The sequence below is a fragment of the Pseudoalteromonas atlantica genome (assembly GCA_007988745.1).
Taxonomy (GTDB): Bacteria; Pseudomonadota; Gammaproteobacteria; order Enterobacterales; family Alteromonadaceae; genus Pseudoalteromonas; species Pseudoalteromonas atlantica.
This window is the reverse complement of the sequence record BJUT01000002.1, coordinates 51,634-74,505: the sequence shown is the minus strand read 5'-3', so window position 1 is coordinate 74,505 and position 22,872 is coordinate 51,634. Positions and strand designations below refer to the sequence as shown.

At 41.9% G+C, this 22,872-nt stretch carries 18 protein-coding genes; 9 read left to right on the top strand and 9 right to left on the bottom strand.

The genetic code is table 11. From position 1 onward, the window contains the following. Positions 1 to 12 precede the first annotated feature (12 nt). Positions 13 to 2,529: a penicillin-binding protein 1A gene (locus PAT01_RS02395; RefSeq protein ID WP_154944627.1), complete on the top strand. Its 2,517-nt coding sequence runs from the start codon at positions 13 to 15 to the stop codon at positions 2,527 to 2,529. Positions 2,530 to 2,583: 54 nt separating this feature from the next. On the opposite strand, the gene metL is transcribed toward PAT01_RS02395, so the two are convergent. Both metL and metB read right to left on the bottom strand, forming a co-directional pair. Then, complete coding sequence (gene metL / locus PAT01_RS02390) at positions 2,584 to 4,929, bottom strand: bifunctional aspartate kinase/homoserine dehydrogenase II (RefSeq protein ID WP_154944625.1); 2,346 nt, start codon at positions 4,927 to 4,929, stop codon at positions 2,584 to 2,586. 6 nt (positions 4,930 to 4,935) lie between these two features. Then, positions 4,936 to 6,183: a cystathionine gamma-synthase gene (gene metB, locus PAT01_RS02385; RefSeq protein ID WP_154944623.1), complete on the bottom strand. Its 1,248-nt coding sequence runs from the start codon at positions 6,181 to 6,183 to the stop codon at positions 4,936 to 4,938. A 268-nt stretch (positions 6,184 to 6,451) separates the two neighbouring features. Here metB and metJ point away from each other — a divergent pair, with 268 nt between their 5' ends. After that, complete coding sequence (gene metJ / locus PAT01_RS02380) at positions 6,452 to 6,772, top strand: met regulon transcriptional regulator MetJ (RefSeq protein ID WP_004589341.1); 321 nt, start codon at positions 6,452 to 6,454, stop codon at positions 6,770 to 6,772. A gap of 61 nt (positions 6,773 to 6,833) precedes the next feature. Here metJ and PAT01_RS02375 read toward each other — a convergent pair whose 3' ends face one another. Together PAT01_RS02375 and rpmE are read right to left on the bottom strand one after the other, a co-directional pair. Next, the gene (locus PAT01_RS02375; protein WP_029771819.1) at positions 6,834 to 8,075 is read right to left on the bottom strand and encodes a malic enzyme-like NAD(P)-binding protein; all 1,242 of its coding nucleotides are present in this window, start codon (positions 8,073 to 8,075) and stop codon (positions 6,834 to 6,836) included. Between the two features lie 520 nt (positions 8,076 to 8,595). After that, positions 8,596 to 8,811 (bottom strand): 50S ribosomal protein L31, encoded by a 216-nt coding sequence (rpmE, locus tag PAT01_RS02370; protein ID WP_004589339.1) that lies wholly within the window; start codon positions 8,809 to 8,811, stop codon positions 8,596 to 8,598. Between the two features lie 232 nt (positions 8,812 to 9,043). On the opposite strand from rpmE, the gene priA reads away from it, so the two are divergent. The 5 genes from priA to PAT01_RS02345 all read left to right on the top strand — a co-directional run bounded on the left by priA (position 9,044) and on the right by PAT01_RS02345 (position 14,144). Continuing rightward, positions 9,044 to 11,230 (top strand): primosomal protein N', encoded by a 2,187-nt coding sequence (gene priA, locus PAT01_RS02365; RefSeq protein ID WP_154944621.1) that lies wholly within the window; start codon positions 9,044 to 9,046, stop codon positions 11,228 to 11,230. 11 nt (positions 11,231 to 11,241) lie between these two features. Beyond that, positions 11,242 to 11,769 carry an SPOR domain-containing protein gene (locus PAT01_RS02360; protein ID WP_004589337.1) on the top strand — a complete coding sequence of 176 codons (528 nt, stop codon included), beginning with the start codon at positions 11,242 to 11,244 and terminating at the stop codon, positions 11,767 to 11,769. 79 nt (positions 11,770 to 11,848) lie between these two features. Further along, positions 11,849 to 12,367: an ATP-dependent protease subunit HslV gene (gene hslV / locus PAT01_RS02355; RefSeq protein WP_004589336.1), complete on the top strand. Its 519-nt coding sequence runs from the start codon at positions 11,849 to 11,851 to the stop codon at positions 12,365 to 12,367. A gap of 11 nt (positions 12,368 to 12,378) precedes the next feature. Then, positions 12,379 to 13,707 (top strand): HslU--HslV peptidase ATPase subunit, encoded by a 1,329-nt coding sequence (gene hslU / locus PAT01_RS02350; protein ID WP_004589335.1) that lies wholly within the window; start codon positions 12,379 to 12,381, stop codon positions 13,705 to 13,707. A 62-nt stretch (positions 13,708 to 13,769) separates the two neighbouring features. After that, positions 13,770 to 14,144: a gamma-butyrobetaine hydroxylase family protein gene (locus PAT01_RS02345; RefSeq protein ID WP_138577701.1), complete on the top strand. Its 375-nt coding sequence runs from the start codon at positions 13,770 to 13,772 to the stop codon at positions 14,142 to 14,144. A gap of 31 nt (positions 14,145 to 14,175) precedes the next feature. Here the strand turns inward: PAT01_RS02345 and PAT01_RS02340 are convergent, their stop codons facing one another. The 3 genes from PAT01_RS02340 to PAT01_RS02330 all read right to left on the bottom strand — a co-directional run bounded on the left by PAT01_RS02340 (position 14,176) and on the right by PAT01_RS02330 (position 17,719). Further along, positions 14,176 to 16,056, bottom strand: coding sequence for a methyl-accepting chemotaxis protein (locus tag PAT01_RS02340; protein WP_138577699.1), 1,881 nt, complete (start codon positions 16,054 to 16,056; stop codon positions 14,176 to 14,178). Positions 16,057 to 16,145: 89 nt separating this feature from the next. Further along, positions 16,146 to 17,183, bottom strand: a complete 1,038-nt coding sequence (locus tag PAT01_RS02335; protein ID WP_138577697.1) for an MJ1255/VC2487 family glycosyltransferase — start codon at positions 17,181 to 17,183, stop codon at positions 16,146 to 16,148. Further along, a complete protein-coding gene (locus PAT01_RS02330) occupies positions 17,180 to 17,719 on the bottom strand; it encodes a phosphatase PAP2 family protein (protein ID WP_138577695.1) in 540 nt (179 codons plus the stop codon). Before PAT01_RS02330 ends, PAT01_RS02335 begins: the two co-directional genes overlap by 4 nt. A gap of 202 nt (positions 17,720 to 17,921) precedes the next feature. Between PAT01_RS02330 and rraA the strand changes: the two genes are divergently transcribed. Both rraA and PAT01_RS02320 read left to right on the top strand, forming a co-directional pair. Next, positions 17,922 to 18,419 (top strand): ribonuclease E activity regulator RraA, encoded by a 498-nt coding sequence (gene rraA, locus PAT01_RS02325; RefSeq protein WP_004589330.1) that lies wholly within the window; start codon positions 17,922 to 17,924, stop codon positions 18,417 to 18,419. A gap of 77 nt (positions 18,420 to 18,496) precedes the next feature. Continuing rightward, entirely contained in the window at positions 18,497 to 19,543 is a 1,047-nt protein-coding gene (locus PAT01_RS02320) for a formimidoylglutamase (RefSeq protein WP_154944690.1), read from the top strand. Between the two features lie 202 nt (positions 19,544 to 19,745). On the opposite strand, the gene PAT01_RS02315 is transcribed toward PAT01_RS02320, so the two are convergent. Then, positions 19,746 to 21,410, bottom strand: a complete 1,665-nt coding sequence (locus tag PAT01_RS02315; protein ID WP_154944688.1) for a GGDEF domain-containing phosphodiesterase — start codon at positions 21,408 to 21,410, stop codon at positions 19,746 to 19,748. Positions 21,411 to 21,532: 122 nt separating this feature from the next. Continuing rightward, positions 21,533 to 22,780, bottom strand: a complete 1,248-nt coding sequence (hutI, locus tag PAT01_RS02310; protein WP_154944619.1) for an imidazolonepropionase — start codon at positions 22,778 to 22,780, stop codon at positions 21,533 to 21,535. Between the last annotated feature and the right edge of the window lie 92 nt (positions 22,781 to 22,872).

Below are 22,872 nucleotides of genomic sequence, written 5' to 3'. Positions count from 1 at the left end.
AGGGAAATATAAGTGATTTTATTAAAACGAACATTACAATTTTTTATCATTTGCACGTTATTTGGTCTGATCACTTTAATCAGCCTTTATTATTACGTTAAACCTGATATCCCCAGTGTGCAAGTTTTAAAAGACGTGCAATTACAAACCCCTATGCAAGTCTTTACCAAAGATGGACTCTTAATTAATCAATTTGGTGAAAAACGCCGCATCCCCGTTACTATAGACGAAATACCTCAACCTTTAATTAATGCCTTCTTAGCCACAGAAGACAACCGTTTTTATGACCATATTGGTATAGACCCTATTGGTATTGTCCGCTCTGCTATTGTGTTAATTTCAACAGGTGAGAAAAAACAAGGCGCGAGTACCATTACTATGCAGCTTGCTCGTAACTTCTTTTTAACACGAGAAAAAGCGTATATTCGTAAAGTTAAAGAGATTTTTATAGCTCTACATATTGAAAGTGTATTAACAAAAGACGAAATTCTTGAGCTGTATCTTAATAAAATAGAACTAGGTAATCGTGCATTTGGTATTGGGGCTGCTGCTCAAGTTTACTATGGCAAAGAGCTAAAAGACCTCACTCTTGCACAAATGGCAATGATTGCCGGCTTACCTAAAGCCCCTTCGGCGCTTAACCCAATTCGTAACCCAATTAGAGCTAAAGCACGCCGTAATGTAGTGCTTGGTCGCTTGCTTACTGAAAACTATATTACGCAAAAACAATACAACGACGCGGCTAACCAGCCTATCACTGCTTATTTTCACGGTGCTGAAATAGACCTTTACGCCCCTTATATCTCTGAGATGGTTCGTGCTGAGATGGTTGAGCGCTACGGTGTAGAAAAAGCATATAACTCTGGCTTTAAGATATTTACCTCTGTGGAGTCTAAAGTTCAAAAGGCTGCACAAACAGCTTTAGTTAATAATTTACATAACTACGATATGCGTCATGGCTTTCGTGGGCCTGTAGACGTGTTGTGGGATCCAGAAACACAGCCCGCCTTAACTGAGCAGCAAATTATAGAAAAGCTAAAACCTGTTAAAGAAATGGCTGACTTGCATGCTGGCGTGGTGTTAAATGTGACAGAGAAAACCGCTGACGTTATTTTAAAAAATGGCCAGCGCACCACACTTGATTGGGATAATTTAAAATGGGCGCGCAAATACATTACTCGCTACCGCCAAAGTTTTGCCCCTAAAGCTGCTACTGACATTCTTACCCCTGGCATGCAAATATGGCTGCGTAAAAATAACGACAACACTTACCTACTAAGCCAAATACCAGAAGCTGCCAGTGCACTTGTTTCACTCGACCCACAAGATGGTCGTATTAAAGCTATAGTAGGCGGTTACAGTTTTGAGCAAAGCCAATACAACCGAGCGGTACAAGCTAAACGCCAAGTTGGCTCTAATATTAAACCCTTTATTTATTCTGCTGCGCTCGAAAATGGCTATACATTAGCCTCTATTTTAAACGATGCGCCAATAAACCAGTGGGATAAAAGTTTAGGTGTAGCGTGGCGACCAAAAAACAGCCCAGCAGTTTATAATGGCCCCATACGTATTCGCCGTGCACTTGCACAATCTAAAAACGTTATTTCTGTGCGCTTACTGCGCGGTGTAGGGTTACAACGCACCGCCGATCACTTGCTTAAGTTTGGTTTTAAAGATGCTGATATTAACCGCAGTGAATCGTTAGCATTAGGGAGTGCATCAATCACGCCATTAGAGCTTGCTCGCGGCATGAGCGCATTTGCTAATGGCGGTCACTTAATTGAACCTTACTTTATATCTGAAATTCAAGATGCCTATGGCAATGTACTATTTAATGCAAACCCGGCTCTTGCTTGCGATGAAGACGAGCTATTACCCGTTTCTCAAGAAATGGATAGCTTTGCCAACAATAACCTAGATACCGACTTAAAAGATGATACAGCCACGCAAGCACGTTGTGCACCGCGTGTTATTTCAAAGCAAAATGCTTTTTTAATTGCTGAAGCAATGCACAGCGCAGTTTGGGGTGGCGGTAGCTGGCCCCATAAAACAGGCTGGAGCGGGACAGGTTGGCGTGCGCAAGCATTAGATAGACGCGATCTATCGGGTAAAACAGGCACAACCAATGACTCTGTTGATACTTGGTTTAGCGGCTTTAACCGCAATGTAGTAACGTCTGTATGGGTTGGTTTTGACAACCCAGGTAACTCGTTAGGGCGCTCCACCTATAATAACAACCTAGATAGCAGCCAAATCTCTGGCGCTGAATCGGGCGCCAAAACGGCACAACCTGCTTGGGTTGATTTTATGAAAGTGGCGCTTGAGGGCACACCAGAGGCGCCAATAGAGCCTCCTGAAGGGCTAGTTTCAATTCGTATCGATTTAAAAACAGGTTTGTTAAGTCATAAAAACGACTACACCAGTCGCTTTGAATATTTTGAAAAAGGCACTGCGCCTACAAAATATGTGCTGTCTCAGCCAACTCATATTTTTGAAGAAGATACAAAAACAGAAGAAGAGTTATTCTAAAAACAAAAACGGCAGCTTACACAAGCTGCCGTTTTACTATTAATATTTGCTGCGCTATTTTAAGTTTTTAACTAACCAATATAAATCAGAGTGCACGCCCGCGGCGGTCACTTCTTTGCCTGCCCCTGGGCCTTGTATTACTAAGGCGTTTTCGTTGTACCACTGGCTATTAATAACAAAGATATTATCGCCAGGTGTTAAGTTAGCTAAGGCGTCCCCTTTAGGCGCGTAAGTAATACCTACCTTCGCCGATACTTTACCCTGCTCTAATGCCAATAAACCGGTATACCTAAGTACAGCATCTTGAGCATTTGCCGCATCGGCATGGTGTTTAATAAAGGCATTTAGCTTATCTTTATTCGCTAAAAAGTCACCCCATGAACCTTGCGCTAACTCATCAGGCATTAATGCTTGTAAGCTTATATCATCTAAATCTAATTCAATGCCAAGCTCGCGCGCAAGTATCAGCAATTTACGTTGCATATCCCGGCCCGATAAATCCTCGCGAGGATCAGGCTCTGTAAAGCCCATTTTTTGCGCTTCAAGAACAAGGTCAGAAAATGCCACACTGCCATCGTACTTACTGCATAGCCACGAGAGTGTCCCCGAGAAAACACCTTCAATACGGGTAATTTTATCGCCACTATTTTGTAAATCGGCCAACGCAAAATTAATTGGCAATCCTGCCCCAACACTGGTGTTGTAGCGCCAATGCAAATTACGCTCGCTAATACTTTGGCGCAGCGCGTTATACCAACTAGATGCAGCAGTGCCCGCGAACTTGTTAGCACTTATTAAATGGCAGTCTCGCTCTACAAAGTCGGTGTATAATTGGCTAAATTGCTCGCTTGCCGTTATATCAACAACAACTTTGTGCTCGTAATCAAGTTCGTTTAATGCACTTAATAAATCCGCCTGCTCATAAGCAACCGCATTATGCTGCCATTGTTTTTTCCATTGCCCAAGCGTAATACCCGAGGCATTAAATAGCATATGTTGCGAGCGAATTAAGCCAACTAGCTTAATACTATAATCGCCCGACAAACGCTTAAATTGAGCATCTAGCTGGCTTAAAAATTCATCGCCTACATTACCTAAGCCAGCCACAACCAGAGCAACTTCTTGGCCTTTATTAATTAATTTTTCGTGCAATAAACTAAGTACATCGCTTTCTATTAACTGATCCGTTAACAGCAATGTATAGCCTGTATCTTGATGAATAAAACGAGGGTGAATACTCTGCTGATTTAAAACCTCAGCCGCTAATGTACTTAGCGTATAAACATCTTGCGTAGGCGCAACCACCGCGCAGCCATTTAAATTAGACTCGCTTATATTTGCTCGCCCAGCAAAATAACTCACTACTTGATGCGTTGCACCCGCGGGCACAACTAAGTATGTATCGCCGTTGTGTATAAAATGATGAAGGCTGTGCTGAATAAGCTGGCTAACATGCGCCACTTCTCCCGCGTTAAGGCCTTCAACGAGCAGTAAATCAACGTTTTGTAATGTAGTAATAAACCGTTTTTGCTTAGCTTTGCCTTGTTTTACAATATCGGTAGGGGCAGTTTGCACATCAAAACTACTACGTACAGCCAGTTTAATATTACTGTTTTTTAAAGGCGAAAGCGTTTTAGCATGTAACACAGGGTTACCCAATCGAGCTAATAAGTTAGCTTGTTCACGGCACACCTTGTTGTACTTAATCGCCTTTTCAACTTTACGTGGGTCAGCACTAAACACCCCTGGCGTATCAGTCCAAATACATACATTTTGTGCGTCGCAATAATTGGCCAATAAGGTGGCGCTGTAATCACTGCCATTGCGCCCAAGCGTAACTGTTTTACCATCAGCACTTGCTGCGATAAACCCTGTTACTACGTTAATTTTATTTGCATCAATAACTTGGCTGCATTGCTGTTTGTTTTGCGCATGCAAAAGCTCCCCGCTTGTTACACTAAACAGCGCTCTAGCATCATGAGCACACGCTTGAATGTTTAATTGCGTTAAATAGGCTGCTAATAATCGCGCAGACCACAGCTCACCATGCGCCAGTAAGGCTGCCTCTTGTAACTGCTGCTTGCTGGCTTGCTCTGCTACGTCACTTAGCTCTTGCGCCAACACAGCTAAAACCGTGTGTTTAGCATCAGCTTTTAATAACTCTTCAATTAATGCCGTTTGGTGATTACTCAATTGCAGCAAAATATCAGCAACGGCTTGCTTATCTTGTTGTTGATAACTTTGCCACAGCGATACCAATGTATCGGTGGTTTTACCCGCAGCAGATACAACCACGCAATCGCCAGGCTGTGTGTGGCCAATAATTATTTTTGCCACACTTTGATAGCGCTCGCCCGAGCTTAAGCTCGAGCCGCCAAATTTATGTACACTTTTTACCATACTCAATCACCACAAAGCTGGATGAGCAGCCTGCTGCTTTACATCACCATTGGCATTGCCTGCAGCTTTACCAACACGCCCTACATTTTTATTTTGACCAGGTTTAACTAAGTTAAATACACGTTCAAAATCAGCCAGTAGGTCTTCTATATCTTCAATACCGACCGAAATACGAATTAGCGTATCGCCCACACCCGCCTCTAAACGTGCTTGAGCGTCCATACCTGCGTGAGTCATGGTCGCAGGATGACAAATTAAACTCTCAACCCCACCTAACGATTCTGCTAAGCTAAATTCTTTAAGGCTTGTTAAAAACGCCGCAGCATCATTCACATCGCCTTTAATATCAAAACTAACCATACCACCAAACCCAAGTTGTTGGGCTTTAGCAAGCGTATGTTGAGGATGCGATTCAAGGCCTGGGTAGTAAACTTGGCTAACATACTCAGAGCTTTCTAGGTATTTAGCAATTACCAGGGCATTTTCTTGGTGCTGTTTTAAACGCACATTTAAAGTACGTAAACCACGTAACGTTAAATAGCTATCAAATGGTGCGCCGGTAATACCAATGTTATTGGCCCACCAAGCAAGCTCATCACCAAGCTCTTGTGTAGCAGCAACAACTGCACCGCCTACAACATCAGAATGGCCGTTTATATATTTAGTGGTTGAGTGCACAACAATGTCTACGCCAAACTTAATTGGGTTTTGTAATGCCGGTGATAAAAAGGTGTTATCGGCGGCCACTAATGCACCGCACTGTTTTGCTATATCCGTCACGGCTTTAATATCCGTTAGGCGCAGCACAGGGTTACTTGGTGTTTCTATCCAAATTAATTTAGGTTTAATGGTTAAAATTTGTTCTAGGCTTTCTGGTTTAGTTAAATCAAGTACTTTAAGTTTAAGCAAGCCGCGCTTTTCTAAAGACGTAAATAAACGGTAGCTGCCGCCATAACAATCGTGAGGAATAACCAATGTATCATCGTTATTTAATAACTGTGTGGCTAAGTGCACTGCTGCCATGCCCGTAGCAGTAATAATTCCGCGTGCGCCACCTTCAAGCTCTGCTAGAGTGTCAGCTAAAATATCGCGATTAGGATTACCACTGCGTCCATAGTCGTATGCGCGCTTAGTATCGAAATCGGCAAACGAATAAGTCGTCGATAAATAAATTGGCGGTACAACGGCGCCATGATGTTTATCGGCATCAACCCCATTTCGTACAGCAATGGTTGCTTTGTTTTTTTCGCTCATATTCGTCACCTGATTAATTTGGATGTTTAGACGTCTAAAAGAGTAAGTTATCCATTATAATAAGTCAAAGATTTTAAAGCTCTAGATGGCTAAAAATAACAGATGTGTAAAACTTCAATGAGGCTGTATTTACTATTACAGCCAGCTTATTAAGATAGATTGCTATCTATTATTTGACTATCTTTTTTAAAACGATAGAATTTCACGCATATTTACACGCTTTTTACGCCGTGTGAGAAATTAATAATCTGAGGCAACGATACATCTTATGGCTAAATGGAATGGTGAGTATATTCACCCATACGCAGAACACGGGAAAAAATCAGAGCAAGTTAAAAAGATCACCGTTTCGATCCCGCTAAATGTATTAAAAGTATTAACTGATGAGCGTACACGTCGTCAAATAAACAACCTGCGTCATGCAACAAACAGCGAGTTACTATGCGAAGCGTTTTTGCATGCCTTTACAGGCCAGCCATTACCTAATGATGATGACCTACGTAAAGATAACGCAGAAAAAGTACCTGAAGAAGTTAAAAAAATAATGCAAGAAATGGGTTTAGAAGTGCCTATTTTAGACGAAGAATAAAACGTCTTTTTAAACAAAAAAACCTCAGCATGCTGAGGTTTTTTTGTTTCAGCGCTATAGATTACGCCATATAATTTTCCGGTAAGTCAATTTGTGCCACGCCCGATTCAACAGCAGCAATAGCCACCGCCTTGGCTATACGTGGTAACAAACGCGGGTCCATAGGTTTAGGAATAATGTAGTCTGCACCAAATTCGAGCTTTTCTACACCCGCTGCTTTTAATACTTGCTCAGGCACTGGCTCTTTAGCAATACTACGAATAGCTTCAACAGCCGCTATTTTCATTTCATCGTTAATGGCGCTTGCACGTACATCAAGTGCACCACGGAAAATAAACGGGAAACATAAAACATTATTAACTTGGTTAGGGAAATCAGAACGCCCCGTTGCCATAATTAAGTCTTTACGTGCACTGTGCGCAAGCTCAGGTGCAATTTCAGGATCTGGGTTTGAACATGCAAACACCACTGGCTTATCGGCCATTAGTTTTAGATCTTCAGGTGCAAGTAAGTTAGGACCCGATACACCTACAAACACATCAGCATCAGCAATTACATCTTGTAGAGTACGCTTATCGGTATTGTTAGCAAAAAGCTGTTTGTATTCGTTTAAGTCATCGCGGCGAGTATGAATAACCCCTTTGCGGTCTAGCATATAAATATGTTCGCGCAGTGCACCACACTTAATTAACAGCTCCATACAAGCAACCGCTGCAGCGCCAGCACCTAAACATACAATAATGGCATCTTCTATTGATTTGCCCTGCACTTCTAAGGCGTTAAGCATACCTGCCGCAGTTACAATAGCGGTACCGTGTTGGTCATCATGAAAAACCGGAATACTGCAACGCTCAATAAGTGCTTTTTCAATTTCAAAACACTCTGGCGCTTTAATATCTTCTAAGTTAATACCACCAAACGTGTCGGCAATATTAGCCACTGTATTTATAAAGTCTTCGGTGGTGCGATGCTTAACTTCAATATCAATAGAATCTAGGCCAGCAAAACGTTTAAATAAAAGCGCCTTACCTTCCATAACAGGCTTAGAGGCTAATGGCCCTAAATTACCCAAACCTAAAATTGCCGTACCATTACTGATCACCGCAACCATATTACCTTTACCGGTATATTTATATGCATTGGCTGGGTCTGCTGCAATTTCGCGCACAGGCTCTGCAACACCAGGGCTGTATGCTAATGCTAAATCTTGCACCGTTTCGGCTGGTTTTGTTAGCTCAATGCTGATTTTGCCTGGAACGGGGTGAGAGTGGTAGTGTAATGCTTGTTCACGAAAATCTGACATAACGCGATGGTATCCTGCAATTTAAGTTAAGTGAGAGGGAGTATGGGGCTAAGATACTCTTATTATTTTTAAATTCCAAGCAATATCAGGTCTATCCTGTTATATGCTATATCCGTTAATTTTAAGTGATTTATCAGCAACTTCGCTAAAAGTTATCAATATTAAACAAATAAAAATTCATTCAAAAAGTGCTTTTTGAGGTTCATTTTGCCCTGCCAATATTTTTCTAAAATAGCAGAATATTAAAATAGTAAAATGCACCAATATGGCGCGTTTATCACCGTTAAAAACAAATATCGCCACGATAAGCACTTTTAGCAGCTTGGTTAAAAATTAACGTATAAAAAATATAGAGAAGAATTGTGAGTTTGTCTGCAAAGGTTTATGCATATTCAGAATAAGAACAGGAAATAGTTATGCACACGTAGTACGGCAACAATCGGTAATTTTTTAGTAAAAATGATGAATTTTAGGCACAAAAAAAGCACCCGAAGGTGCTTTTTTTACTAAACAGCAATAATTACTTCTTGCTGCTAAGTGCACCGAAGCGCTTGTTGAAGCGATCAACACGGCCGCCAGTGTCTAAAATCTTTTGCTTACCAGTGTAAAACGGGTGACACGCAGAACATACGTCTAGGTGAATGTCTTTACAAAGAGTAGAACGAGTTTCGAATTTGTTTCCGCATGAACATGTTGCAGAAATTGCTTCGTACTTAGGGTGAATACCTTCTTTCATAGGAACCTCTAGTTAAGGCCGCATCGCTCTCCAAACCCGAAGTCTGGCACCATACGTCGTTAAAACAAATTTATAGGCCGCGGATTTTATCCAACTAGCTTGCCCCGCACAAGCTTTAATTACGCTTTTTGCCAAAAAAGTAACCAACCAGCGCTACCGCATCCATTTGTATGTAGGTTTTTAGCCTTATTTTTAGTACATTAAGCTATTACCCTTTATCACATGAGTTGTTATGCGCTTTATTGAAGTTGCTATTAAAGTTCCGTTACCACGCACCTTTGATTATAAAATAGATGAACAACTCATCTCGCCCTCGGCGCCTATTATGCCAGGGATGCGTGTTTTAGTGCCTTTTGGCAATCAAAAGAAAGTAGCGGTTGTTCTTGCTCTTAAAACGCATAGCGACGTGCCAGAGAACAAAATTAAAGCGGTTACTGAGGTTATTGACCAAACCCCTATTTTATCACCACAGCATTTAGAACTGCTTAGCTTTACTGCACGCTATTATTGCTACCCGCTCGGCGAAACCATACACATTGCACTGCCCGGTGCGCTTCGCCAAGGTGAAAACCCAGATAAAACCAGTATTAACATGATTAGCCTTACCGAAAAAGGCGCAAAGGTTCCGTCGTTAAAAGCGAAAACTCAGTTAAATTTATTAAAGCAACTCGCACAATCGGGTAAGTCGTCGGTAACCGAGCTAAAAGCGCTCGGCTTTAGTAAAAAAACAATAGATGCCCTAATAGATAAAGAGCTTATAACCCAAAGCATTGAGCATGATAATCAATGGCAAAGCGTTGCACCCACGGTCGGCACCAAGCCAGTACTTAATAAAGAGCAAGCCGTAGCATGCACTACAATAAATCAAAGTGTTGGCTTTAAGAGCTTTTTATTAGAAGGTGTAACAGGCAGTGGTAAAACCGAAGTATATTTACAATGCCTAGAAGAAGTCCTTAAACGTGGCGAGCAAGCCTTAGTATTGGTGCCTGAAATAGGCTTAACGCCACAAACTGTTAACCGATTTCGTCGTCGCTTTCCCGATACGCCAATTATGCTATGGCACTCTGCCCTAACCGATAACGAACGCTTGCAAACATGGCGTTTTTGCGAAAAAGGCAGCTGCGCAATTGTAATAGGTACCCGTTCGAGTATTTTTCTACCTTTTTTAAAGTTAGGAATGATAGTGGTTGATGAAGAGCATGACTCTTCATTTAAACAGCAGGATACCTTACGCTACCACGCACGCGATTTAGCAGCTTATCGGGCATTTCAGCACAAAATACCGCTTATTTTAGGCAGTGCCACCCCTGCGCTCGAAACACTGCACAAAGCTATAAACAACAAATACCAACTTTTAAGCCTTACAGAGCGCGCACAAACTGCGACCGATAATCAGTTTATGTTGCTTGATATGAAAGGCCAACCCGACCAAGCGGGTATTGCACACGCAAGCCTTGCCACTATGCGCCAACATTTAAACCGTGGTAAGCAAGTTATGGTGTTTTTAAATCGTCGTGGCTTTTCTCCTACGCTAATTTGTCACGAATGCGGTTGGCTGAGTGAGTGCAATCGCTGCAGCACCAGCGCAACCTTTCATAAAGCCATTGGCCAAATGATTTGCCACCACTGTGGTGAGCAACACCCAGTACCTCACCAGTGTCCTGATTGCGGTAGCACACAAATTTTTCCTAACGGTAAAGGCACCGAACAAATTGAAGAATTTTTATCGAGTGAATTCCCCGATACACCCGTAACCCGCATCGACCGCGATTCAACCCGCCGTAAAGGGAGCTTAGAAAAAGCCTTAGAGGAGATAAACCAAGGCGGGGCTCGTATTTTAGTGGGCACACAAATGTTGGCTAAAGGTCATCATTTTGCCGATGTTAGCTTAGTGCTTATATTAGATGTAGATAACGGCTTGTACTCGTGCGATTTTAGAGCCACAGAGCATTTAGCCCAGCTGGTAACTCAAGTTGCTGGGCGCGCGGGTCGCTCTGGTGAGCCAGGCCAAGTATTACTGCAAACCCACTTTCCTGAACACCCTTTATTGCAAGACTTAGTAAATAATGGCTACCAAGATTTTGCCCGTTTTGCTTTAAGTGAGCGTGATGATGCCGACCTTCCACCCATTACTAATATGGCTATAGTTAGAGCACAAGGGCACAGTATTAAGCTCGTTGTCGATTTTTTGACGGATTTGGTTCCTGTTAACGGTGTATCTGGTATACAATTGCTCGGTCCAATTCCTGCCCCACTAGAAAGAGTGGCGGGTATGTACCGGTTTCAATTGCATATTCAAGCGCAAGACCGCAAAGTATTGCATCAGTATCTTGCGCAAATGGTCGACTATTTAAGCACCAGCAAACTTGCACAAAAAGTGCGCTGGAGCCTTGATGTTGACCCTATAGACATGATTTAGGTTAAAGCCAAATGGCACAGCACGATTATATTAATAAAAAACCAGCGGGTAGAAAAAACACCAAGCAAGCCCCTGCTAAAAAACCATTTCCTATACTTTTAGTTGTTATTACTGTTTTGCTTGTAGGCGGCTTTGCTTACGGCTTATGGTTTATTAAAAATAACGCCGACCCTGAGCTTGTTGAGCAGCAGGCGCACCCTAAAACAGCTGAAAAAGTAGAAATAGCTAAACCTCGCGCCCCTAAGTTCATTGAAGAAATTAAAGAGCACGAGATCCAAGTTGAAGTAAGAGAAATTGAGCAAAAAGGCCCCTATGTTATGCAGTGTGGGTCGTTTAGAACACACGCACAAGCCGAAACTCTCAAAGCTAAAATTGCCTTTGCGGGCTTAATTTCTGAAATTAAAAAGACCACAGGTACTAATGGTGTTTGGTATAAAGTGCGTTTAGGCCCTTATAAAACAAAGCGCCAAGCCGAAAGCGACAAAAACAAACTCAAACGAGTGCATGTTGTTAGCTGCGGAATTTGGGGCTGGACTTGAAATTAGTCCATTCACCCATATAACCTCATCATAATCGTTTTTTACAAGCTGCCCCCGCAGCTTGATGATGAGGAATAACATGACCACTATCGTAAGTGTACGCCGCGACAATAAAGTAGTAATTGGTGGCGACGGCCAAGTTTCACTTGGTAATACCGTAATGAAGGGCAACGCCCGTAAAGTTCGACGCCTTTATAATGGCAAAGTAATTGCTGGTTTTGCCGGCGGTACTGCTGATGCCTTTACCCTTTTCGAACGCTTTGAAAGCAAACTAGAAATGCACCAAGGTAACCTCACTAAAGCCGCTGTAGAAATGGCCAAAGACTGGCGTAGCGACAGAGCTTTACGCAAGCTTGAGGCACTCCTTGCGGTTGCAGATGAAACTGCTTCACTAATTATCACCGGTAATGGTGATGTAGTGCAGCCAGAAAACGATTTAATTGCCATTGGTAGCGGTGGTAACTTTGCTCAATCAGCAGCCACTGCCCTATTAGAAAACACCGATTTAAGCGCTCGCGATATCGTAGAAAAAAGCCTGACCATTGCTGGCAACATCTGTGTATTTACCAACAACTTCCAAACAATCGAAGAATTATAATAGGACCCATTATGTCTGCTATGACCCCAAGAGAAATTGTACACGAGTTAGATCAGCACATTATTGGTCAAGCTAATGCTAAAAAAGCCGTGGCTATTGCCCTGCGTAATCGCTGGCGCCGCATGCAACTAAACGATGACTTACGCAGCGAAGTAACCCCTAAAAACATTTTAATGATTGGCCCAACCGGTGTCGGTAAAACTGAAATTGCCCGCCGTTTAGCTAAGCTCGCTAATGCGCCTTTTATTAAAGTAGAGGCGACTAAATTTACTGAAGTGGGTTATGTTGGTAAAGAAGTAGAGACTATCATTCGCGATTTAGTTGATGTATCGATTAAAATGACCCGCGAACAACAAACTAAAAAGTTTAAACACCGCGCAGAAGAAGCAGCAGAAGAGCGTATTTTAGATGCACTTTTACCACCGGCTAAAGATCAATACGGTGAAACTCAGCGCGATGACAACTCATCTACTCGTCAAACATTCCGTAAAAAATTACGCGAAGGTCAGCTTGATGATAAAGAAATAGAAATAGATTTAGCGCAAGCACAGCCAAACGTAGAGATTATGGCGCCTCCTGGTATGGAAGATATGACCAACCAGCTGCAAAGCATGTTCCAAAACATGGGTGGCGACAAACGTACTAAGCGTAAGTTAAAAATTAAAGAAGCCTTTAAGTTATTAACCGAAGAAGAAGCCGCTAAATTAGTTAACCCTGAAGAGCTAAAAGAGCAGGCTATTTTTGCAGTAGAGCAAAACGGCATTGTGTTTATTGATGAAATAGACAAAATTTGTAAGCGTGGCGATTCGTCAGGCCCAGATGTTAGCCGTGAAGGTGTACAACGCGACCTACTTCCATTAATTGAAGGCTCAACCGTTAATACTAAGCACGGTATGGTGAAAACAGACCACATGCTATTTATTGCATCAGGTGCGTTCCAAATGGCTAAACCATCAGACATGATCCCTGAGCTACAAGGTCGTTTACCTATTCGTGTAGAGCTTGAAGCACTAAGTGCTAATGACTTTAAACGAATTCTTACCGAGCCACATGCTTCACTTACTGAGCAGCAACGTGAACTGCTTAAAACTGAGCAAGTAAATGTTGAGTTTAACGATGATGCAATAGAGCGCATTGCTAAAGCCGCTTGGCAAGTAAACGAGAAAACCGAAAACATTGGTGCTCGTCGCTTACATACGGTAATGGAAAAGCTAATGGAAGAAATTTCATACGATGCATCTGAACAAGCAGGCTCTACCCTTACTATTGATGCCGCTTATGTAGAAAAACATTTAGGTGCATTAGTTGAAGATGAAGATTTAAGCCGCTTTATTTTATAAGGTAGGCAAAAATACTATACTAAAAGCCTCCATATCGGGGGCTTTTTAATGGGACATATAAAATGAAACACGTAACAAAAGTGCATTATCATAGCGTGAGTAAAAACCTAGATGTTTACTTTGATGATGACAGTATGGCTGTATTTAGCTGCGAGTTTTTACGCGTTCACTCTCCCTCGGCCGAAGTGCAAGGGCATGGTGCAGAGCCAATGAGGTTGGTACTTAATAAACAGCATGTTGGTATAAAAAAGATTGTACCGGTGGGGCATTACGCACTGAGATTAGACTTTGATGATGGCCATAACAGCGGGCTATTTAGCTGGAGCTACTTTGAAACACTACAAGCGCAGCACGAAACCTTGTGGGATAAATACCAAGCGCGTCTTGCCGAGCACGAACAAAACAAAGATAGCGTACCAATAAAGTTTGTTCCTTAAACCTTATTGGCTTTTTAAACGCTACACTGTATTACACTTTAAATTTATCAATAGCCGCAAATAATACGCGCGCTTGTTCAGAGACTTCTTCACTGGTTTGCGCATTATTAACTGCATGCTCAGAGGCATCTTGGGCAATGTCTCTGATGCGTACTACATTTTTGTTCACCTCTGATGCCACCTGACTTTGCTCATCAATAGCAACGGCAATTTGAGTACTCATTTCCATTATGGTTTGCACATCTTCGGTAATAGCACCGAGTAAATCACCCGCTTTAATAGCTTGTGAAGCACTTTCATCACCTTGCGAGCGACATTGATGCATAATACTTACTACCTCTTGCGTGCGCTGCTGAAGCGTATTAATAATGCCTTCAATTTCACTGGTAGACTCTTGTGTACGTTGCGCAAGCGAGCGTACTTCGTCCGCCACAACAGCAAAACCTCGCCCTTGCTCACCAGCACGAGCGGCTTCTATCGCAGCATTCAATGCGAGTAAATTGGTTTGCTCTGCAATGCCTCTGATTACATCGAGCACTGAGCCTATGGTTTCACCGTCTTTTTCAAGTTGCGATACCACACTTGATGCGTTACCTAACGACGAAGACAAATCGCGTATGTGCTTAACCGTAGAGTCTACTTCATTACGCCCTTGCTGCGCGCTTAAATTGGTTGACTCTGCTTTTTTAGCGGCAGCTTCGGTATTATGAGAAATATCTTGAATCGTTGCCTGCATTTGCGTAGCCGCAGTGGCAACCATATCCGCTTCGTGTAACTGCTCTTGCATGCCTGAACTTGTTGCAGAGGTACTTTCAGATAAGTGCTCTGTTGCCACATTTAACGTATTAAGCGCGGTATTCACTTCGTTTATGAGGTTTTTAAAATCGCCTATTAAACTATTAAAGTCCGAGGTCATAATGGTAACTTCATCATTACCTGTTTGCTCTATCATTACGCTTAAGTCGTTATTACGGCGTATGTCGTTTATGGTGTGATATACCCGCTCAATAGGCACAATAATCGAGTGGCTAGTAAAGTACACCAGCGCCAACACTATAATGCCCGAAATAACAAATACAACGATGGCAATAAACTGCGCTTGGTCAACGCTTTTCTCAACTTCCAGCTTGGTTGACTCAACAATTTGACCAACAACCTGATCGCTTTTTTCTACGTTAATACGCATAACGCCTAGTGCACCAGAGTCTAAATCGAGCCCTAACTGCGTTTGTGCCTTTACAAGATTTTGAAAAGCACTTTGATACGTATCTATTAAAGGGCTTATTTGCGACTTATAACTACTTTGCAAATCAGCTTGGGTAATTTTTTGTTTAAACGTACTAATAAGTTCGTTAAAGCGAGTTAAGTATTTTGCATCAAAGCGCAGCATAAAATCTTTCTCAGCGCGTCGCAGCTGTAGCATTGCCGATAAAAGCTCAAAGTTATCTTGCTCTTTTAATAGCACCTCAACTTCGTGCACTGCAGTTCTGAGCTTGCCATATAACCCATCTTTAGGGTTTAAACCTATCTGTTGCTGTAACCTAACAACCTCTGAAAAACTGTTATTGTAGTTAGTAATAAGCGTATGAAAATGCTCAATTTGCGCTGTGGTAATGCCCTGCTGTTGCATTACCTCCTGCAGCTTTTTGATTTTAGTGCTTAGCTGTTTAAAATCCTTATCAAATGATGTAAGTGCTTCCTGCTGCTTGTAAAAAAGAAAGTTTTTTTCATGCTTTCTAAGCTCTAGTGCATGTACGTTGAGCTCTTCTGCAAGCTGAATTGTTTTATTCAGATTGAGTGTTACGCGTGACTCATAAATTACCACACACAACAAAATGACCATTGCCAGACCGACTACCACTGCATTAAGTTGCAAACGCCTTTTAATGGTTAAGTTTTGTAAAAAATTCATTGAAAACACCTATATTTAATATGCACTAATAGTGTAGTACGTTCTGGCGCTTTACATTAAGTTTTTTATTAACTTTTTATACATATAACTCATGCTTTTAGATTAACATTACCCCATAAATCTTTATGCAATGAGTGAGTGTCATGCCACTGTTTATTAAGTAGCCATTTAACCAAAGGGGCAGGATCACTGGGAAAATTAATTTGTTTGTTTTGCGGGGCACTATTCCAATCATCCAGCGCTTGCGGGTTTAAATAATTCATTACATGGGCCATTTTCATCGCCCGCAATGTTTGTGCATTTGCATCTTGTTCAAACTGACCATCAAGAGGTTTAAGTAATAATTTTTTCCCAAGCTTTAAGGCCTCACTTGCCAGCTCAAAGCCTGCATTACCAATTACGCCACTGGTATTTGCTAAGTCGTTTAAAAACCCCGCTCGTGAAGGAGTGCGCAAATGAATATGCCCGAGGGATTTATTCTGCGCATGCGGGTGGTAACAGTAAAACTCTTTTTCTGGGAAGTCCTTTAGATAATCAATAATGTTGTCGAGGTTCTCAAAGGGCAAATACACCAGCACTTTATTCATAACGGCGACAGGATTGCCATGGTCATGGTTTGCAATAAAGGGCGGTATAATATTATCTGCAAAGGGCTGCCAATGTACGCCTAAATAGGTGCTTGCTGGCGCGTAGTGCTTAATGAGAGATTTTCTAAATAAACCACGGCCAAACATAGGCACGCTATTAGATAAAAAAGCCGCTTGGTGACTAATACCAACTACAGGCACGCCTGCACGCTTTGCCGCCCAGGCTGAAATAGGCTCAAAGTCATTTAAGACAAAATCGTATTTTTTTACATTAAATGATTTTATATCGTTAACTAACTTACACACACGGGCATTTTTTAATGTTTGATAGCTTTTTACTTGGCCGTTTTTAGTGCTAAACGATAACCCACGAAACGTTTTGTAATCAGCAAAGTCCTGCATATCAAAGTAGTCTTTTTCAGGGCGTCCTGAAAAAACGTAATCTACATCTATACCTAACTCTTTAAAACAGCTTGCCATAACACGGGCGCGCGTAATGTGGCCATTACCTGTGCCTTGTATGCCGTATAATATCTTCATACAGGCACCACCAAAGCTAGCGCAAATAAACCACATGAACTGCCAATAACGGCGCCTATTATTATATCTGCCGGAAAATGTACGCCTAATACTACGCGAGAAACCGCCACCCCCGATGCCCAACTAAACCAAAGCCACGCATACTCTGCAAAAAAGTGACTCAATATTACCGCAACTAAAAATGCTGCTGCACTGTGCCCAGAAGGCAAACTAAATTTGTCACTAGGCACAATATACGCATTACTGACTAAGCAATCACAGGGGCGGATTCGGCCGAAGCTACGTTTTGCTAAAAAATAAATAGGCCTTTCAATTGCAAACCCCAGTAACACCGATATTGGCAATAACTGATGCTGATCATTGGCACTTAGCCACCAAACAGCGCCACACATAAGTAAATATAAACCACCATTACCACTTTTAGATAAACCAAGCGCAGCCGTTTTCAGCCATTTGGGTGAATTATAATTAAACAGAGTTAAAAAGAGTTGTTCATCCATTTGAGCCATTTTTTTAAGCACGTTATTGTCGTTCATTATTCACCCTTAGCTGCACAATATCTAACCACAGTTAAAGCTTAGTGGCAGAAAATAACAATTGAGTGACGCTTTTAAGACACTATTGTTGCCATTTCTAATTTCGGCATTTTTTGAATAAATTTACTGCTATTAAGTCGTTGTTATTGCATATAAGGAGGGTATACTGAGGGTAACTTATGTACCCTTTGAGGATAAAATAATGGATTACAGCACTTCTGACTTATGTGACTTTTTTGCCGATGTGGTTGACGTGCTTGAACCGATGTTCATCAACTTTGGTGGTCGACACACGTTTGGCGGCCGAATTAAAACGGTTAAATGTTTTGAAAATAATGAACTGATCCGTGAAATACTCTCACAAGACGGTACTGATCAAGTACTACTTATCGATGGTGGTGGCTCAACACGACGCGCCCTTATCGACATTGAACTTGCAGAGCTTGCGCTTGATAACAACTGGAACGGCATTATTGTATTTGGTGCTGTGCGTCATGTAGATGAGTTAGAAGAAATTGATTTAGGTATTCAAGCGATTGCTTCAATTCCTGTTGCCGCCGACAGCGAAGGCGCTGGTGAAGATGGTATTGGCGTTAACTTTGCTGGTGTGTCGTTTTTTGATGACGATTTTATCTATGCAGATAGTACTGGCATTGTATTATCAGCAGAAGAACTTGAACTAGAAGTTATCGAAGAATAAAGTAACAAGCAGTGCTCAATAGAGCACTGCTTACGCCACCACGAATAACTTTTGCTGCTCAATACGGATTCAACACAGTGCACCCTACCTTAAAAGTGTATGATGAAAACGCCGTTAAACCCTACTGCTCCACACGCGTTAACGAAACGAAAACCTGGCAGTCTGTTGCCCTATTAGACACCCATGTAAATGTACAACAAGCCCTTAACGATGCAGCGCAATTTGGTATTCGCTACGTATTAATTGGTATATGTGAAGATATAGGCCCTCGCGCTAACTTAGGCAATGGCGGCTCACACCAAGCTTGGCCCGCTTTTTTACAATACTTTTTGAACCAACCAGTTAACCAGTTTAACGCGACCCAGCAGGTATTGCTGTTAGGCGAAATTGACGTTGATGATGTAATGGCGCAAGCGCAAGGCTTAAATAACCAGCATGCTGAAGAGCTGGCTCAACTACGCAAACTATGCGCAACAATAGATGAGCGAGTAGAGGCGGTATTAACGTTTATATTTAATGCGGGCCTTGAGCCTATTATTATCGGCGGTGGGCACAATAATAGCTTTGGCATACTCAGTGCTTTAAGCAAACATAGTGGGGCCTCAGTTAACGCTATAAATTTTGATCCCCATGCAGATTTACGGCCTTGCGAAGGTCGCCACAGCGGCAATGGTTTTAGCTATGCTTTGAAGAAAAATGCATTGCAGCAATATCATATTATTGGCCTGCATGAGCAAAAAAATAACCAAGCCATTTTTGACTTAATCGCACAAAATCAATGTAGTTATCACAGCTATCAAGCTATTAATATACGCCGAGAAATATCACTAACCGATGCCGTACAGCACGCCTTAGCAACGTTTAATAATGCGCCACTTGGCATTGAACTCGACTTAGACAGTATTTCATTTTTACCGGCTAGCGCGTATACATGCTGCGGCTTTAGCGTTAGTGATGCTGAGCATTATGTGTATTTAACAGCAAAACACAGCACCGCCCGCTACCTACATTTGTGTGAAGCTGCACCGCTAAATCACCCAGCTGGGTTAACAGCAGGTATGCAAAGCTGTGGGCAAATTATTAGTGCATTAGTTAATGCCTACTTACATGCAAAAACGCGTTAATTTTAATTAGCTTAATTAACCGCTGCATATTTAAGGCCACCAAATTGCCTTACTAGCTTAGCTAAAAATGGTGAGTTAATTGAGCTTACTATTGGCAGGTGTATAACTCACTTTTGCACGCTATATGCTCATAAGTGAGTAATTCTATCGCAGCTAATTGCAGAATTTTCCTTACAAAATAATTATTGCAGCTGGGCATAACTTATTGTGTTTGGTGGGCCTGCCACTGCTTTAGCCAACTCATTAAGCCAATGCTGCTTAACGGGTGGCCAAAATAATAACCTTGTGCTGCGTGCGCTTTTAAACTTTTTACAAACTTTAATTGGTCTAAGGTTTCAACGCCCTCAAAAATAACCTTGGTATTTTGTTGGTTATGCATTTCAACCATACCGCCTACTAGGCTGCGTATATTATTTTGATTGCTAAAATCTGCAGTAAGCGATGGCGCTACCTTAATGTATTCAACAGCTAGATTTGGCAGCTTAGAAAGAACAATGGGGTTATCGCCTAACCCATCAACGCATATTTTTAAGCCTATATTATTTAATCGGGCAATCATCGCACGGCCCTTATTATCTAAATCTGTGAATATATGCAGCGGGCATTCGACAATTAAATCTCCGTGTTGTAAGTTGTGCTCACTCACCACACTATCTACAAACTCAACAAACTCTTCGTTAAGCATTTCGGGGCCAAATAAGTTAATGCTCAGCGGTATAGCAATTCCCTCGATGCGAAGTGCCATGGCAAGCTCTGCAGCTCGCTCTATAACAAATTTAGCCAGTGGGTAAGCTAAACCCGCAATATGAATATCATCAATAAATCGGTGGGCAGATAAAATACCTTGTTGAGGGTGCTGCCAACGCAACAGAAGCTCTAAAAACTCAATTTGGCCGTCGTCATTGCGGATAATAGGCTGAAAATAAAGCTCAAGCTCGCTTACAAAATCAATATTAGCCAGCTCTTTTAAACGGGCTTGCTGCTCAAGTTGCTCAACCATCATTTGTTGATGGTACACAACCACTGCTTTTTTAGGCTGACTATCAAGGGCTAAGTATGCACACGATACTAAGTTATCAAAGTTAGCGTCTTGCTCATCGCAATTAACGTAACTCGCCCTTGCTTTTACCTCTACGGTACAATTAGCAACGTTAAACGGTTTAAGTGTTGCGCCAATAATTTGCTCAATGATGTGCTCATGGCTATGTTTGTGCACAGCTAAGCTGCAAATAAAGGCAAAGTTAAGACCGCCTAAATGCGCCAATTTTTCTTGGCTACCTAAATCAATCACATTGTCGTTATTTAGTAAGTCTTTTATTCTGTTGGCTGATTGTGCCAACAACAAATCCCCAAAATCTCTGCCTATGTGCTGATTAACTTGCTCAAACCCTTCTAGACGAATAATCACCAGTGCTGCTTCTAGCTGTTTTTCTTTACACCAGCTGTAATAGCCCTGGCGTAACTGCTGTTTATCTGCAAATGCAGCAAGAGGAGAGTCATCTTGGTACGGCTCAGGCTCATTAATGTTATGCGAATCTTCAACTTTAGGCTCTTCTTCCTCGCTCATTAGCCCTACAACCGCTAGCAGAATAATAGCCACCACCACCCAAAATAGGGGCACGTCCATGAGTAAATGCGCTGAAAACAACACCACAAATAGCAACCCTGAAACGGCGCTTGTGATAATCATGCTCCAACTATTACGCTCAAACGCTTGCCATAAATGAAAGCAAAAACCAAAAGCGAGCAATATTGCTAACCAAGCAGCCCCGCTACTTAAAATGGCTAAACCGACAGCGCCTGTACATAAGTAACTAAATTTAATACTGGTATTTTTAACCGCAAATAACGTAGCGACCATCGCCATTAACAGCGCGCCGCTAAAAAATATTGGAAAGTTACTGTCAGTCAAAATACTCAAGCTTACGCCACTCCATTAGCAATAAAATTTAATAAAAGCATGTTAAATATGGACAAAAATAATACAAACTAATTAATTCTACCCAAAATCCATAGATTTAACAGTTTATTTACGCCAAATTGGTAACTTAATTGTGCAGGGTGACCTATTTGCCAGTGCGCAATATCAGCCCTTGCTCCAACCTTTAGCACGCCTCTGTCTTTTAAACCTAGTGCCTGCGCTGCATTGCGGGTTACTCCCGCAAGGGCCTGCTCAGGGGTGAGCCTAAATAAAGTACATGCCATGTTCATCATTAAATGCACAGAACATAAAGGCGAGGTGCCTGGGTTAAAGTCACTGGCAATAGCAATAGGCACATTGTATTTTTGCAGCAAATCGATGGGAGGAAGCTGTGTTTCTCGTAAAAAATAAAAAGCCCCAGGTAATAAAACAGCCACAGTGCCAGCCTCTGCCATGGCTTTTACGCCGTTTTCATCAAGGTACTCAATATGATCAGCTGAAAGGCCTTTATACTCAGCCACCAGCTGTGCGCCCTGCTGATTAGAAAGCTGCTCAGCATGGCATTTTACCGGCAAGTTATGTTTTGTAGCTGCATCAAACACTTGTTTTGTTTGTGCAAGACTAAAGCCTACATTTTCACAAAATACATCCACAGCATCGGCAAGGTTATTAGCCACTACCTGCTCAAGCATCTGCGTACATACTAAATCAATGTATTCATCTGCACGGCCTTTGTATTCAGGGGGTAGCGCATGAGCACCTAAAAACGTGGTTTTAATATCAATAGGGTGATGCTCATTAAGCAAACGCGCCACTTCTAAAATTTTTATTTCGTTTTCAACATCAAGCCCGTATCCCGACTTTATCTCAGCAGTCGTTACGCCCTCGGCAAGTAAAGTGTTTAAGCGATCTTTTGCATCAACAAATAACTGCTCATGATCTGCCGCGCGAGTGGCCTTAACGGTACTGGCTATACCGCCGCCTTGCGCAGCTATTTGTTCATAGCTTACACCTTGTAAGCGCTGCTCAAATTCCTCAGCTCGGGAGCCTGCAAATATTAAATGTGTATGGCAATCAATAAGCCCAGGCGTTATCCATTGCCCTTTAATACTTAATGTAGGGGTAGCAAAGGCATCAAAACTGGGTAAGTTTGATTGCTCACCTAACCATACAATTTCGCCGTTTTTAATCGCCAGTGCCGCATTTTCTATAGCCCCATAAGGTGCATCAATTGTGCTATCCATGGTTGCTATGTTGGCATCAGTCAGTAATAAGTCGAGATCTTCTAAGGCGTAACCCGTTGTTTTATTTTGCATACTTAGCTCCCTAATGCGCTTAAAATACAGTCTAACAATACACCTTGTATATACAAGATAATTATGCCATCTTTATTAAATAGTTTATTTTA

Coding starts and splice junctions, on each gene's coding strand:
- metL (WP_154944625.1), bottom strand. CDS start 4,929: ATGGTAAAAAGTGTACATAAATTTGGCGGCTCGAGCTTAAGCTCGGGC.
- metB (WP_154944623.1), bottom strand. CDS start 6,183: ATGAGCGAAAAAAACAAAGCAACCATTGCTGTACGAAATGGGGTTGAT.
- metJ (WP_004589341.1), top strand. CDS start 6,452: ATGGCTAAATGGAATGGTGAGTATATTCACCCATACGCAGAACACGGG.
- PAT01_RS02375 (WP_029771819.1), bottom strand. CDS start 8,075: ATGTCAGATTTTCGTGAACAAGCATTACACTACCACTCTCACCCCGTT.
- rpmE (WP_004589339.1), bottom strand. CDS start 8,811: ATGAAAGAAGGTATTCACCCTAAGTACGAAGCAATTTCTGCAACATGT.
- priA (WP_154944621.1), top strand. CDS start 9,044: ATGCGCTTTATTGAAGTTGCTATTAAAGTTCCGTTACCACGCACCTTT.
- PAT01_RS02360 (WP_004589337.1), top strand. CDS start 11,242: ATGGCACAGCACGATTATATTAATAAAAAACCAGCGGGTAGAAAAAAC.
- hslV (WP_004589336.1), top strand. CDS start 11,849: ATGACCACTATCGTAAGTGTACGCCGCGACAATAAAGTAGTAATTGGT.
- hslU (WP_004589335.1), top strand. CDS start 12,379: ATGTCTGCTATGACCCCAAGAGAAATTGTACACGAGTTAGATCAGCAC.
- PAT01_RS02345 (WP_138577701.1), top strand. CDS start 13,770: ATGAAACACGTAACAAAAGTGCATTATCATAGCGTGAGTAAAAACCTA.
- PAT01_RS02340 (WP_138577699.1), bottom strand. CDS start 16,056: ATGAATTTTTTACAAAACTTAACCATTAAAAGGCGTTTGCAACTTAAT.
- PAT01_RS02335 (WP_138577697.1), bottom strand. CDS start 17,183: ATGAAGATATTATACGGCATACAAGGCACAGGTAATGGCCACATTACG.
- PAT01_RS02330 (WP_138577695.1), bottom strand. CDS start 17,719: ATGAACGACAATAACGTGCTTAAAAAAATGGCTCAAATGGATGAACAA.
- rraA (WP_004589330.1), top strand. CDS start 17,922: ATGGATTACAGCACTTCTGACTTATGTGACTTTTTTGCCGATGTGGTT.
- PAT01_RS02315 (WP_154944688.1), bottom strand. CDS start 21,410: ATGGCGATGGTCGCTACGTTATTTGCGGTTAAAAATACCAGTATTAAA.
- hutI (WP_154944619.1), bottom strand. CDS start 22,780: ATGCAAAATAAAACAACGGGTTACGCCTTAGAAGATCTCGACTTATTA.